This window comes from Vibrio sp. 1CM2L (assembly GCF_023161695.1).
Taxonomy (GTDB): domain Bacteria; phylum Pseudomonadota; class Gammaproteobacteria; order Enterobacterales; family Vibrionaceae; genus Vibrio; species Vibrio coralliirubri.
The window spans coordinates 93,778-107,012 of record NZ_JALNTT010000003.1; the positions used below are offsets into that span (position 1 = coordinate 93,778).

Consider the following 13,235-nt stretch of genomic DNA (forward strand, 5'->3'; position numbering starts at 1 on the left):
GGACGATCGAATTGAAAATTAAACGATTTTTTGCAAAAGATATGCGAACGGCACTGCTCCAAGTTAAAGAAGAACTTGGCTCAGAGGCGGTGATCATGTCTAACAAAAAGGTCGCAGGTGGCGTGGAAATTGTTGCCGCTATTGATGGCGAATCTAGCCCTTCAACAGCAAGCCAGAGACTAAATAAACCTCAGCAGCCTGCACAAAGCCAATATACGCAAATGGCCGCACCCGCAGCTCCTGCAGGGCGACGTCAACTAGACGATGACAAGGTTAGCCTGCAGTCGAATGCTGAAGGTGGACGCTCAATGACTAAGCGCTTTGCGAATATGCTAAAACAATACAGTCATGGAGCCGAGGATGAACCACAACATCGTGCTGAAAATGAAGATTCATTGTCAGCATTGCTTAATCGCCAATCAAGCACGGGTCATAACCCTCATAGTCATCAGACTCAAAGCAATCTGCAGTCTCATGGCCATCAGCAGTCTAACGGTAACCAACAGTCTCACGGCAATCTTGATTCAGCATTTGCTCGTGAAACAGGTTTGTCTAAGTTGATTGCTGAAGACCGCAGAGTCGAGCGTCCGGCACCTCGCTTGGATCCTACTCGTTATGATCGCGGTCGTGAGAACACTCACTCGAAAGGCTCTGATTCTGAAATGGAAACGATGCGCGAAGAGATGACCTCAATTCGTCGTCTGTTAGAACATCAAGTATCTGGATTAATGTGGCAAGAAGTTGAGCGTCGTGAACCGCTCAGAGCGATGCTTATTAAGCGCCTTGAGCGTATGGGTGTTTCTGCAGAGCTAGCCGATCAGATGGCTTGTTACATTCCTGAAGATACCAAACCAGCGCGAGCATGGAAGGCTTTGTTAGCACTGGTTGCTGACCAAATCTCTGTCACTCAGAAAGATATTTTAAAACGCGGCGGTATTGTGGCTCTACTTGGCCCAACTGGTGTGGGTAAAACGACAACTGTTGCAAAGCTAGCGGCACGCGCTGCCATGGAATATGGCGCAGATAACGTCGCACTAGTGACAACTGACACATATCGTATAGGTGCACATGAGCAGTTATCGATCTATGGTCGAATTATGGGTTGTCCTGTAAGAGTTGCTAAAGATTCTAGCGAACTGGCCGATGTAATATATCAGTTACGTAATCGTCGCCTGATTCTGGTCGATACTGCAGGCATGGGACAACGAGATGTTCGCCTATCTGAGCAGTTAGACACATTGATGCAAGAGAGTGGTTCCGTTATCAATAGCTACCTTGTGTTGCCTGCAACCGCGCAACGCAAAGTACTGCAAGAAACAATTGAACACTTTAGAAGAATCCCGTTGTCGGGATGCATCATGACTAAGCTGGATGAATCCCTAAGTCTAGGTGAATTCATCAGTGTCGTAATACAAAATGCATTACCAGTTGCTTACATAGCAAATGGTCAACGAGTTCCTGAAGATATCGTTATAGCTCAGCCAAAGTACATGATTGCTAAGGCTAATGAGCTATTAGAAAAATCTACAGAGAATGAACCTCATTACTGGAATAGCGATTCTGAAGGGCTCTAGGCGGCGGATAAATATGAATGAAAATATGATACATGATCAAGCTAGCGGCCTCCGTCGCTTAACCAAGCCTTCACTCACAAAAGTTATCGCTGTAACCGGTGGTAAGGGAGGCGTTGGTAAATCTAATGTGACGTTAGGTATGGCTATTTGCATGGCGCGCCAAGGCAAAAAAGTCATGGTGCTAGATGCCGATTTAGGGCTAGCGAACGTCGATATCATGCTAGGTATTCGTTCTAAACGAAACCTTGGGCATGTGTTGGCTGGCGAATGTGAACTTAAGGATGCGATTGTCGAAGGGCCGCACGGAATTAAAATTATTCCAGCGACATCGGGCACTCAAAGCATGACTGAACTTTCACACGCTCAGCATGCTGGTTTGATTCGCGCATTCGGTTCGCTTGAAGACGAGATGGACATCTTGTTGGTTGATACCGCAGCCGGTATTTCGGACATGGTGATCAGCTTCTCAAGAGCGGCGCAAGATGTGGTTGTCGTGGTATGTGATGAACCTACCTCGATCACGGATGCATATGCTTTGATTAAGCTTTTAAGCAGAGAACACCAAGTTCAGCGATTCAAAGTTGTTGCAAATATGGTCAGAAGCTACCGCGAAGGCCGAGAATTATTTGCAAAGTTGACTTTGGTCACAGAGCGCTTCTTGAATGTGAGCCTCGAACTCGTAGCATGTATTCCTTTAGATGATAAAGTACGTCAATCAGTCAAGAGACAGAAAATCGTAGTCGATGCGTTTCCTCGCTCTCCAGCTGCATTGGCAATCAGCTCTTTGGCTAACAAAGCATTGACCTGGCCAATACCAAAAACACCGAGCGGACACTTGGAGTTCTTTGTTGAAAGGCTGCTGAATCGTACTGAATTTATAGAGGAACCATTTGGTGAATAAAGCGCTTACTTACGACCAACACGCTAATCACAATAGCCAACAGGCTTTTTTTGAGAAGTACTCTGTGTTGGTTAAACGTATCGCTCATCACTTGTTGGGGCGATTACCGCCTAATGTATTGGTTGATGACTTAATTCAAGCCGGCATGATCGGCTTGATTGAAGCGCAACAAAACTATGATGGTACCAAAGGCGCAAGCTTTGAGACGTATGCTGGTATTCGAATTCGCGGGGCAATGTTGGATGACATTCGCCGCGGGGATTGGGTGCCGAGATCGGTTCATAAAAACAATCGAGAAATCAGTAGTGCAATCGCGGAATTAGAGGGTATTCTCAACCGCGACCCGAGTGATGCCGAAGTGGCAAAACACATGGGGCTCAGCTTAGAGCAGTATCACAGTGCTTTAACTGACATTAATTGCTCAAGACTGGTTGGAATCGAAGATTTAGGCGTCTCAGATGATGTAATATCTCCGAATGAAGACTCTCAAGATAATACGCCTTTTCAAGGGGTTGCTGATGAGTCATTCCGCCAAGCTTTGATCGATTCGATAAAACAACTTCCGGAAAGAGAAGGCCTTGTGCTTTCGCTTTATTACGACGAAGAACTCAATTTAAAAGAGATTGGGGAAGTGCTAGGTGTCAGCGAATCTCGTGTAAGCCAAATACTGAGCCAATCTATGCAGCGTTTACGCACTAAGTTAAGTGCTTGGACACAGAACGACTAACAACACTGATCCTATTCAGTGGAGGCTAATTTGAACAAAAACATGAAAATTCTCATTGTTGATGATTTTTCAACGATGCGCCGAATTGTTAAAAACCTACTTCGCGATTTAGGTTTCAACAACACTCAAGAAGCAGATGATGGCTTGACCGCGTTACCTATGCTGAAAAAAGGCGAATTTGATTTCGTGGTAACTGACTGGAACATGCCAGGCATGCAAGGGATTGACCTGCTTAAACACATTCGCGCAGACGCAGAACTTAAGCACCTTCCAGTGCTTATGATCACAGCTGAAGCGAAGCGTGAGCAGATCATCGAAGCTGCGCAAGCGGGTGTTAATGGTTACATTGTGAAGCCTTTCACTGCTGCAACGCTGAAAGAGAAACTTGATAAGATTTTTGATCGCTTATAAGCATCAATAAATTTAGGCACTTCTAGGTAAACACTGACTGATAAGTTATCTGTTTATCTCGATAGCCTAAGCGCACAAAGTATGCGGAGTAAGGCCGAATTCAGGATGATTTCATTAGAACAAGCAAAAAAATTAGTAGAGCTGCTTGAGAACGATGAGCAGCAAAATGCTGATTCTCTTGTGAGAAGCATTTATGAAGATAACTTTAGTCTTCAAGACAATCCAATGCTTCAAGAAATAGGAAGTCTGACACGCGACCTCCATGACTCTTTGACTCAATTCAATTTCGATGAACGCATCAGCGTTATCGCAAATGATGAAATCCCTGACGCAAGGGATCGCCTTCAGTATGTCATTGATAAAACGGAAGTTGCGGCAAACAAGACGATGGACGCTGTTGATCGCTGTATGCCAATCGCAGACAACCTACACGAGTGTTTACTTCAAGTAAGGCCTCAATGGAATGAACTGATGCATGGCCGCATTGAGCTGGCACAATTTAAAGCTTTATGTCACCGCATTGATGGATTGCTTGTCCAAGTAGAAGGCGACAGTACTGAACTACGCGGACAATTGACTGAAATCTTGATGGCTCAGGATTTCCAAGATTTAACTGGGCAGATAATTAGCAAAGTTATTACCTTGGTGAATGAGGTGGAAGGACGTTTGGTCGAGATTCTCACGGTATTCGGTGCGAATCAAAAAGAGCCAACTCCAGAGTCAGAGAAGAAAGCATCGATTGCGCCTGAAGGTCCAATTATGAACCCAGAAGAGCGCGAAGACGCTGTCGCATCTCAAGATGAAGTCGACGATTTGTTATCCAGTCTTGGATTTTAAAGGTAACGTATGAGCTACGATTTAGACGAAGATATTCTTCAGGACTTTTTAGTCGAAGCAGGAGAGATCCTTGAACTCCTATCAGAACAACTGGTAGAGCTTGAGAATAACCCTGACGACAAAGACCTATTAAATGCTATTTTCCGTGGTTTCCATACAGTAAAAGGTGGTGCTGGTTTCCTAGCATTAACTGAGCTGGTGGATACTTGTCATGGTGCTGAGAATGTGTTCGACATTCTACGAAACGGCCAACGCAGCGTAACATCAGGTTTGATGGATACCATGCTGCAGGCGCTAGATACAGTCAATGTACAGTTTCGCGCCGTGCAAGATCAGGAACCTTTAGTACCAGCTGACCAATCTTTATTGGATGAACTTCACCGTCTCTGCAAACCAGAGTCTGCGGATGAAGTGGCACCAGTAGAAGCGCCTGCACCTATTATCCCTGAACCTGTTGTTGCAGCGCCTGAGCCTGTTATTGCTCCGGAACCTACTGCTGAAAGCTCAAACATTAATGCATCTTCAGTCGATGACATCTCTGAAGATGAGTTTGAACGCTTGCTTGATGAGCTTCACGGTAAAGGTGGCTCACCAACAGCGCCTTCTGCTCCAACACCGCCGCCAGCACCCGCTGCACCTCAGCCTGTTGCTGACAGTGGTGATATTACTGATGACGAATTTGAAAAGTTATTAGATGAACTGCACGGTGCGGGTAACAGCCCGACCGCGGCAAGTTCAACGCCTCCTCCTCCGCCAGCGCCTCCTGCAGCACCTGTTTCGGCGATGTCTGAAGGCGATGATCTGATGACTGACGAAGAGTTCGAGAAGTTACTTGACCAATTACATGGCTCAGGTAATGGACCTTCGATTGAAGAATTGGATGCCGCGACTAAGCCTGCAGAAGTTAAGGCAGTAGCAACTCAAGCTGCGCCTAAACCTCAACCAGCCGCGCCAGTTGCCGTTAAAGCTGAGCCAAAACCGAGCGCTCCAGCAAAAGCTGAAGTTAAAGCACCGGCTAAGAAGCAGCAAGCTGAAGCAACAGTTCGCGTTGATACATCAACACTGGACACCATCATGAACATGGTGGGTGAACTGGTATTGGTGCGTAACCGACTTGTCAGCCTAGGCCTCAACAGCAACGACGAAGAAATGTCGAAAGCTGTCTCTAACTTAGATGTTGTTACTGCAGACCTACAAGGTGCGGTAATGAAGACTCGTATGCAGCCGATCAAGAAAGTATTTGGTCGCTTCCCACGAGTTGTCCGTGACCTTGCTCGTAGCTTGAAGAAAGACATCGTTCTTGAAATGCGTGGAGAAGAAACGGATCTTGATAAAAACTTAGTAGAAGCACTTGCTGATCCCCTGATTCACTTGGTGAGAAACTCTGTCGACCATGGTATTGAAATGCCGGACGACCGTGTTGCAGCAGGTAAATCTAGAACGGGTAAAGTGATTCTGTCTGCCTCTCAAGAAGGTGACCACATTGAGCTAGCTATCGTTGATGACGGTGGCGGTATGGACCCAGATAAGCTTCGTGCTATCGCGGTTAAACGTGGCCTGATGGATGAAGATGCAGCGTCTCGCTTATCAAATAAAGAGTGTTTCAACCTGATTTTTGCTCCTGGCTTCTCAAGCAAAGAGCAGATCTCGGATATCTCTGGTCGTGGTGTGGGTATGGACGTTGTGAAAACAGCGATCAACACACTGAACGGCTCTATTGATATTGATTCAGAAATGGGACAGGGCACCAAGATCACCATCAAGGTTCCACTAACCCTAGCGATTCTACCAACCTTGATGGTCGGTGTTGCGGGTCACCCATTTGCATTGCCATTGGCATCGGTTAACGAGATCTTCCACCTGGATTTAAGCCGCACAAACGTGGTTGATGGTCAGCTGACGATCATCGTTCGCGATAAATCTATTCCGTTGTTCTACTTGCAAAACTGGCTTGCACCTAAAGCGGGTATTGTTGAACTGCGCAAAGGACACGGCCATGTTGTTATCGTGCAACTTGGTAGCCAACGTGTTGGTTTTGTTGTCGATACGCTTATCGGTCAAGAAGAAGTCGTGATCAAGCCGCTTGATAAGCTTCTGCAAGGCACGCCAGGAATGGCAGGCGCGACAATTACAAGTGACGGACACATTGCATTGATTCTAGATGTGCCGGACTTGTTGAAGCAGTACGCAGCTGCGTCAAGAATTTAATTTAAGGATAAATATGGCGATTAAAGTATTAGTCGTTGATGATTCGAGTTTTTTTCGTCGTCGCGTTAGCGAGATCATCAACTCAGAGGCTCGCCTAGAAGTCATTGATGTTGCAGTAAACGGTAAAGAAGCCGTTGAGAAAGCGAAACAGCTAAGACCTGACGTAATCACGATGGACATTGAAATGCCTGTCATGGACGGCATCACTGCCGTTCGTGAGATCATGGCCGCGTCTCCAACGCCTATTTTGATGTTTTCATCGTTAACGCATGATGGAGCGAGAGCAACGTTAGATGCGTTAGATGCAGGTGCTCTTGACTTCTTACCTAAGAAGTTTGAAGACATTGCACGTAACCGTGATGATGCGGTTGCGTTACTTCAACAGCGTGTGATTCAGATTGCTGCAAAGCGTGCGTTTATGCGTCGTGCTCCTATTGCACCGAGAGCGACAGCAACGACTTCAACATCTACGCCATTACGCCAACCGATTTCTGCCGCTCCAGCCGCTAGAGCTGCTGCTTCTGCTGCGAAATTCAGAGCCTCTGGTAAAAAGTATCAGTTAACAGCGATCGGTACGTCGACTGGCGGCCCTGTTGCTCTACAGAAGATTTTGACTCGCATCCCTGCCAACTATCCACATCCGATTGTGTTAGTTCAGCATATGCCTGCAACATTCACCGCTGCTTTTGCAAGTCGATTGAACACCTTGTGTAAGATTGAAGTTCGCGAAGCGCAAGACGGTGATGTGTTAAAACCTGGCGTGGCGTATCTTGCTCCAGGTGGTAAACAGATGATGGTTGATGGCCGCGCAGGGTCTGCACGTCTAAGAATTATCGATGGCGGCGACCGCATGAACTACAAGCCTTGTGTGGATGTCACATTCGGCTCTGCAGCGAAGATCTACGGTGACAAAGTCTTGTCTATGATACTGACCGGTATGGGCGCAGATGGTCGAGAAGGTTCGCGTATGTTGAAAACTGCGGGCTCGACGATTTGGGCACAAGACGAAGATAGTTGTGTTGTATATGGTATGCCTCAAGCTGTAGCAAAAGCTGGCATTTCTACTGAAGACCTCCCTCTAGACCGCATCGCGGAAAGGATCTTGGTTGAAGTTGGGTTAGCTTAGGTAAATCGAAATGATTGTTTGGAGTGTTGCAAACCAAAAAGGTGGTGTTGGTAAAACGACCACGACCGTGACTCTAGCAGGTTTACTTGCGTTGAAGGGGCACCGTGTTCTGTTGGTTGATACTGACCCACATGCATCACTGACCACCTATCTGGGGTACGACTCAGATACGGTGGAATCGAGCCTGTTTGATCTGTTCCAGTTGCGTGAGTTTAACGCGCAGACGGTAAGACCTTTGCTTCTACAAACGGAAGTCGAAGGTATCGATATTATCCCTGCGCATATGTCTTTGGCGACATTAGACCGTGTAATGGGAAATCGAAGCGGCATGGGGTTGATCTTGAAGCGTGCTTTAGCCGCTTTGAAAGACGACTATGACTATGTATTGATTGATTGCCCGCCAATTCTGGGTGTGATGATGGTCAATGCATTGGCTGCAAGCGATCGTATATTGATTCCGGTACAGACTGAGTTTTTGGCGATGAAGGGCTTAGAGCGCATGATTCGCACTTTGACCATCATGCAGAAGTCTCGCAAAACACCGTTTAAGGTGACGATTGTCCCAACGATGTACGACAAGCGAACCAAAGCCTCACTGCAAACATTAACGCAGCTCAAAGATGATTACCCAAACCAAGTTTGGACGTCTGCTGTGCCGATTGATACCAAGTTTCGAGATGCGAGCCTAAAGCGCTTGCCAGCCTCTCATTTTGCATCGGGTAGCCGTGGTGTATTTGCTTATAAACAGTTGCTTATTTATCTCGAAAGGTTGGCGATAAATGAGCGCGAATAAAGAATCAACATTGGCGCAGCCAAGTCTCTCCAGTGAACAAGCACTGGATGATTATTTTACTGCGTTGTTAGGTGATGAAAGCTTTGAATCTGACGATTTTTTTGTTGACGAGTCGAGCGACGAATCACAACCTGAAGAGCCAGAGCCAGAGCCAGAGCCAGAGCCAGAGCCAGAGCCAGAGCCAGAGCCAGAGCCAGAGCCAGAGCCAGAGCGCCAATTTTCGAGTCACCACTCAAGCTACGCAGAAATACGCGCGGCTGAGTTTGAGGTTCCTAACCTTGAAGATGTTCAGAAACTACTGAGTCGTTTAGAGGCGACCAATGTTGTTGATGAACTGAACCTTGATGAGTTGATGGATCAGAACACCCAGAAAATCGCCCAGCAAGCTGACATGCAAATGTTTGATGCCGCGGTTGAGTCTGTTCAAGTGTTCGAAGAGCCAGAGATTCAGGATTGGAATCTTCCAGAACCCGATTTATCAATTGTTGTAGAGCCACCTGTTGAATCGCAGCAAATTGAAGAGTTACAAGCTGAACCGTTAGCGACGGAACAAGCAGAAGTTAAGGCTGTTGAGCCTGAACTTGACGTTCCTGAGCCCGAGACAGTTATTGAACCAGAAACTCAAGCCGGAGGTGCTGACCAGTTTACCTCTTGGGAAAGTACGGTTCGCAAAGAAGACTTTCAAGTCTTGTATTTTGATGTAAATGGCGTGACCTTTGCGGTGCCACTTGATGAGCTTGGCGGCATCCATCGCCTTGAAGAGTTAAGTCATATCATTGGTAAGCCAGCTTGGTATTTAGGTTTACAAACCAACCGTGATAGTCAGCTAGATGTGGTCGACACCGCAAAATGGGTGATGTCTGAGAAACTATCAGGTGACGAGTACAAAGAAAACTATCAATATATAGTGATGCTTGGAGAGAGCTTGTGGGGCCTTGCGGGTACTGAGCTAAAAGGCACCGAGCTACTTAATACAGATAAAGTACGTTGGCGAGAAATGGCAGGGAAACGCCCATGGCTCGCTGGTATGGTAAAAGAAAAAATGTGTGCTTTGATTCATGTTGAAGCATTAATCGCCATGCTAAACGCAGGGCTAGATGTAAAAGCATTAAGCTAGTCATAAGCATTAGGCTAACAATAAGCATCAAGTTAATAATAGTGGTCGGTAACGACGGCAAGAGGATTATCTATGTCTCATATGAGTGAAGTTGAAGTAAGAAAAGAGCAAACGAATGATGAAGTACTTCAATGGGTGACTTTCCAGCTAGAAGAAGAAACTTACGGCATCAACGTAATGCAAGTACGTGAAGTACTGCGTTACAGCGAAATTGCTCCAGTACCGGGTGCTCCAGATTACGTTCTAGGTATTATTAACCTACGTGGTAACGTTGTTACTGTTATCGACACTCGTTCTCGCTTTGGTTTGATGCAAGGTGAAATCACAGACAACACTCGTATCATCGTTATTGAATCTGAGCGTCAAGTAATTGGTATTCTAGTAGATAGCGTTGCTGAAGTGGTTTACCTACGTTCTTCTGAAATCGACACAACGCCAAGTGTTGGTACTGATGAAAGTGCTAAGTTCATCCAAGGTGTAAGTAACCGAGATGGCAAGCTGCTTATCTTAGTAGATCTAAACAAACTACTAAGCGAAGACGAATGGGATGAGATGGCTCACCTGTAATGTTTGAAGCGCTTCCTTTAAGCCCTGCTGCCCTGATATCAGGCGTTGGGGTTTTTACGTTATTCATCGTGATTTTGATTAGCAAAGTAAAACGTGCGATTCAAAAGCAGCTCGATCAGTCACGTCTGCAAGTTCGTAACTTGGATAAAGAGCTTCAAAAATCGAGTAAGCAATTACTTGAGGTTCGCTCTGTTGTGGTTGGCCTTGGCCAGAAAGTGACGGAACAGCAAGATCTGATAAAGCACTTGAATGAACGTATTGTTGAGCTGGAACATGCTGACACCGATGGACGCTTGTACACACGTGCAACGAAAATGGTTCAGCTTGGTGCCGGGATTAACGAACTGATCGAAGAGTGTGAATTACCTAAAGCGGAAGCTGAGCTGATGATGTCTCTGCAGAATAAGCTCGCGGGTAAGGAAAAAATCCCTTCGTTAAGAAGTAATCCTTCATCGTACGATGAGCAACCCGATGCCTCTCGCGAGCGCAGAGACCCGCCTCGACGTCGTTAAAATGAGCGCTTAATTCGTATTGAGCAATTGATGTTTATTACGTATTCCTCTTAAAAGAAGCTTCGGCTTCTTTTTTTATGTCTAATCGATCTATATAGAACGATGTTTATAAGTGCTTGTATCTACGACAATATCTTGTTTGTTGATGAAAATGTGTAAATTGTGATGCGGTGGTAACAGTTTCTTACCGACTTTGTTCTATCGAAAACGCCTAGTCCTGTTTTGTCACCATGTTGGTGTGCTACTATAGCGCTCTCATTACTCGACTAAATTTACCTATGCTAGAAGTCTCAAATTTAACTGCTATTCGTGACGACAGGGTTCTGTTTGAATCGTTGTCTTTTCAATTGAAACCAGGTGAGCTGGTTCAGGTTGAAGGTCGTAACGGTACTGGGAAAACGACACTCCTTAGGATTATTACTGGTTTAGGCGATCGCGATGACGGCACTATCTCTTGGGACGGTGAGTCTATTGAATCGAGTCGAGATGTTTATCATCAAAATTTACTTTTTCTTGGTCACCAAACAGGCGTAAAGCGCGAGCTTAGTGCTTATGAGAATCTGAGCTTTTATCAGTCTATTCACAGTGGCGGTACCAGCAAAGAAGAGCTTTACCACGCGCTGGCTCAAGTGGGGCTTGCGGGCAGAGAAGACGTACCTGCAGGGCAACTTTCAGCAGGCCAACAACGCCGAGTTGCGTTGGCTCGCCTTTGGTTGAGCAAGCAAATGTTGTGGATTCTCGATGAGCCGCTGACTGCCATTGATAAGCAGGGCGTGAAAGTTCTCGAATCTCTTTTTTCTCAGCATGCAGACAACGGTGGCATTGTGCTATTAACCACGCACCAAGATATGTTTGCTGATAGCCCGAAACTAAGAAAAATTAAGTTGGGTGAGTAATATGATCTCTTCAATGACCACGATTATCCGACGCGAGCTGCTTATCGCGTTTCGACGTCAAGCGGATATCTTTAACCCTTTGTGGTTCTTCATCATTGTTATAACTCTATTCCCTTTGAGTATCGGCCCTGAGCCAAACCTACTTGCGCGCATTGCTGCGGGTATTGTTTGGGTGGCAGCTTTGCTCTCTGCACTGCTCTCTTTAGAGCGTCTTTTCCGCGATGATTTCCAAGATGGCGCCCTTGAGCAGATGATGCTGATGCCCATCCCGTTGCAGTTGGTAGTATTGTCCAAGGTCATAGCACACTGGTTGTTGACCGGGTTACCATTGATTTTAATCAGCCCATTGTTGGCTGTTTTGTTGTCTTTAGATTTTGATACTTGGCTCTCAGTTGTGTTGACCTTGCTGGTAGGAACACCCGCATTGAGTTTTATTGGTGCGATTGGTGTTGCGTTAACCGTTGGGTTACAGAAGGGCGGAGTCCTGTTAAGCCTGTTAATCTTGCCGCTTTACATCCCCATTTTGATTTTCGCGACGTCAGCGATTGACGCTGCGGCTTTGGGCGTTGCGTACAACGGCCAATTGGCGGTGCTTGGGGCAATGTTAATGGGTGCGATGACTATGACGCCTTTTGCGATCAGTGCCGCACTTAGAGTGAGTGTGAACTGATTGGGGTTCCGTTATCGTATAGCCAATGTGAACCAAACGTGTCGATTGGACTCATAGAGTCAGTAAAACTGAAAGTAAGACAAATAAAATTATTATAATTATAGCTTTAATAGCTGTAAGCAAAATGAAGTAAGAGTGAGATTACAACATGTGGAAATGGCTCCATCCCTATGCCAAAGCAGAAACCTCTTATCAGCTTGCTGGTAAACTTTTGCCATGGTTTTCGATCCTAGCGCTATTGTGTCTATCCGTCGGTACCGTGTGGGGGCTTGCATTTGCGCCTTCTGATTACCAACAAGGCGATAGCTTCCGTATCATCTACATCCATGTTCCGTCTGCAATCTGGTCGATGGGCGTATACATGTCGATGGCGATTGCTGCCTTTATCGGTTTGGTATGGCAGGTAAGGCTATCAGATATGGCCGCACTGGCGATGGCGCCTATTGGTGCTGTGTTTACCTTCATTGCGTTACTAACCGGCGCTGTTTGGGGTAAACCAATGTGGGGTGCTTGGTGGGTTTGGGATGCGCGTTTAACCTCAGAGCTGATTCTTCTATTCTTGTACTTGGGTGTGATTGCACTTCACCATGCTTTTGACGACCAAAAAACAGCAGCCAAAGCGGCAGGCATTTTGGCTATCGTTGGTGTCATCAACCTACCTATCATTCACTTTTCAGTAGAGTGGTGGAACACACTTCACCAAGGCGCGACGATCACTAAGTTCGACAAGCCTTCTATTTCAAGTGACATGTTATGGCCGCTTCTTCTTAACATCTTCGGCTTCGCCTTTTTCTTTGGTGCTGTGACTATGGTTCGTTTCCGTAACGAAATCATCAGTAAAGAAAGTCACCGTCCATGGGTTCGCAAGCTTGCGGCTGAAAAAGCGTAGTAGGGTA

General features: G+C 46.1%; 14 protein-coding genes. All 14 read left to right on the forward strand.

Features of this window, described 5'->3' with window-relative positions; translation table 11 throughout:
• The first annotated feature begins 11 nt into the window (after window positions 1-11).
• The 14 genes from flhF (at window position 12) to MSG34_RS10585 (ending at window position 13,228) form a co-directional block, all read left to right on the forward strand.
• Window positions 12-1,574: a flagellar biosynthesis protein FlhF gene (gene flhF / locus MSG34_RS10520; RefSeq protein WP_248337329.1), complete on the forward strand. Its 1,563-nt coding sequence runs from the start codon at window positions 12-14 to the stop codon at window positions 1,572-1,574.
• A gap of 13 nt (window positions 1,575-1,587) precedes the next feature.
• Window positions 1,588-2,475 carry a MinD/ParA family protein gene (locus MSG34_RS10525; protein ID WP_017060668.1) on the forward strand — a complete coding sequence of 296 codons (888 nt, stop codon included), beginning with the start codon at window positions 1,588-1,590 and terminating at the stop codon, window positions 2,473-2,475.
• Complete coding sequence (locus MSG34_RS10530) at window positions 2,468-3,202, forward strand: RNA polymerase sigma factor FliA (protein WP_017060667.1); 735 nt, start codon at window positions 2,468-2,470, stop codon at window positions 3,200-3,202. The genes MSG34_RS10525 and MSG34_RS10530 overlap by 8 nt, the downstream gene beginning before the upstream one ends.
• A gap of 42 nt (window positions 3,203-3,244) precedes the next feature.
• Entirely contained in the window at window positions 3,245-3,613 is a 369-nt protein-coding gene (gene cheY / locus MSG34_RS10535; RefSeq protein WP_016767062.1) for a chemotaxis response regulator CheY, read from the forward strand.
• 105 nt (window positions 3,614-3,718) lie between these two features.
• Complete coding sequence (locus MSG34_RS10540) at window positions 3,719-4,450, forward strand: protein phosphatase CheZ (RefSeq protein WP_017064113.1); 732 nt, start codon at window positions 3,719-3,721, stop codon at window positions 4,448-4,450.
• Between the two features lie 9 nt (window positions 4,451-4,459).
• Window positions 4,460-6,658: a chemotaxis protein CheA gene (locus tag MSG34_RS10545; protein WP_248337331.1), complete on the forward strand. Its 2,199-nt coding sequence runs from the start codon at window positions 4,460-4,462 to the stop codon at window positions 6,656-6,658.
• 13 nt (window positions 6,659-6,671) lie between these two features.
• Window positions 6,672-7,784, forward strand: coding sequence for a chemotaxis response regulator protein-glutamate methylesterase (locus MSG34_RS10550; RefSeq protein WP_248337332.1), 1,113 nt, complete (start codon window positions 6,672-6,674; stop codon window positions 7,782-7,784).
• A 10-nt stretch (window positions 7,785-7,794) separates the two neighbouring features.
• The gene (locus MSG34_RS10555; protein ID WP_017064111.1) at window positions 7,795-8,577 is read left to right on the forward strand and encodes a ParA family protein; all 783 of its coding nucleotides are present in this window, start codon (window positions 7,795-7,797) and stop codon (window positions 8,575-8,577) included.
• Entirely contained in the window at window positions 8,564-9,694 is a 1,131-nt protein-coding gene (locus tag MSG34_RS10560) for a chemotaxis protein CheW (protein ID WP_248337334.1), read from the forward strand. The genes MSG34_RS10555 and MSG34_RS10560 overlap by 14 nt, the downstream gene beginning before the upstream one ends.
• 72 nt (window positions 9,695-9,766) lie before the next feature.
• Window positions 9,767-10,261, forward strand: coding sequence for a chemotaxis protein CheW (locus MSG34_RS10565; protein ID WP_017064109.1), 495 nt, complete (start codon window positions 9,767-9,769; stop codon window positions 10,259-10,261).
• Window positions 10,261-10,773 carry a DUF2802 domain-containing protein gene (locus tag MSG34_RS10570; protein WP_050644988.1) on the forward strand — a complete coding sequence of 171 codons (513 nt, stop codon included), beginning with the start codon at window positions 10,261-10,263 and terminating at the stop codon, window positions 10,771-10,773. Before MSG34_RS10565 ends, MSG34_RS10570 begins: the two co-directional genes overlap by 1 nt.
• 278 nt (window positions 10,774-11,051) lie before the next feature.
• Window positions 11,052-11,669 (forward strand): cytochrome c biogenesis heme-transporting ATPase CcmA, encoded by a 618-nt coding sequence (ccmA, locus tag MSG34_RS10575; RefSeq protein WP_048607846.1) that lies wholly within the window; start codon window positions 11,052-11,054, stop codon window positions 11,667-11,669.
• A gap of 1 nt (window position 11,670) precedes the next feature.
• Entirely contained in the window at window positions 11,671-12,339 is a 669-nt protein-coding gene (ccmB, locus tag MSG34_RS10580) for a heme exporter protein CcmB (protein ID WP_017060658.1), read from the forward strand.
• A 148-nt stretch (window positions 12,340-12,487) separates the two neighbouring features.
• Window positions 12,488-13,228, forward strand: a complete 741-nt coding sequence (locus MSG34_RS10585; protein WP_017064107.1) for a heme ABC transporter permease — start codon at window positions 12,488-12,490, stop codon at window positions 13,226-13,228.
• Window positions 13,229-13,235 lie beyond the last annotated feature (7 nt).

Coding starts and splice junctions, on each gene's coding strand:
- MSG34_RS10555 (WP_017064111.1), top strand. CDS start 7,795: ATGATTGTTTGGAGTGTTGCAAACCAAAAAGGTGGTGTTGGTAAAACG.
- MSG34_RS10525 (WP_017060668.1), top strand. CDS start 1,588: ATGAATGAAAATATGATACATGATCAAGCTAGCGGCCTCCGTCGCTTA.
- MSG34_RS10560 (WP_248337334.1), top strand. CDS start 8,564: ATGAGCGCGAATAAAGAATCAACATTGGCGCAGCCAAGTCTCTCCAGT.
- ccmA (WP_048607846.1), top strand. CDS start 11,052: ATGCTAGAAGTCTCAAATTTAACTGCTATTCGTGACGACAGGGTTCTG.
- MSG34_RS10585 (WP_017064107.1), top strand. CDS start 12,488: ATGTGGAAATGGCTCCATCCCTATGCCAAAGCAGAAACCTCTTATCAG.
- ccmB (WP_017060658.1), top strand. CDS start 11,671: ATGATCTCTTCAATGACCACGATTATCCGACGCGAGCTGCTTATCGCG.
- MSG34_RS10540 (WP_017064113.1), top strand. CDS start 3,719: ATGATTTCATTAGAACAAGCAAAAAAATTAGTAGAGCTGCTTGAGAAC.
- MSG34_RS10550 (WP_248337332.1), top strand. CDS start 6,672: ATGGCGATTAAAGTATTAGTCGTTGATGATTCGAGTTTTTTTCGTCGT.
- MSG34_RS10545 (WP_248337331.1), top strand. CDS start 4,460: ATGAGCTACGATTTAGACGAAGATATTCTTCAGGACTTTTTAGTCGAA.
- MSG34_RS10570 (WP_050644988.1), top strand. CDS start 10,261: ATGTTTGAAGCGCTTCCTTTAAGCCCTGCTGCCCTGATATCAGGCGTT.
- cheY (WP_016767062.1), top strand. CDS start 3,245: ATGAAAATTCTCATTGTTGATGATTTTTCAACGATGCGCCGAATTGTT.
- MSG34_RS10565 (WP_017064109.1), top strand. CDS start 9,767: ATGTCTCATATGAGTGAAGTTGAAGTAAGAAAAGAGCAAACGAATGAT.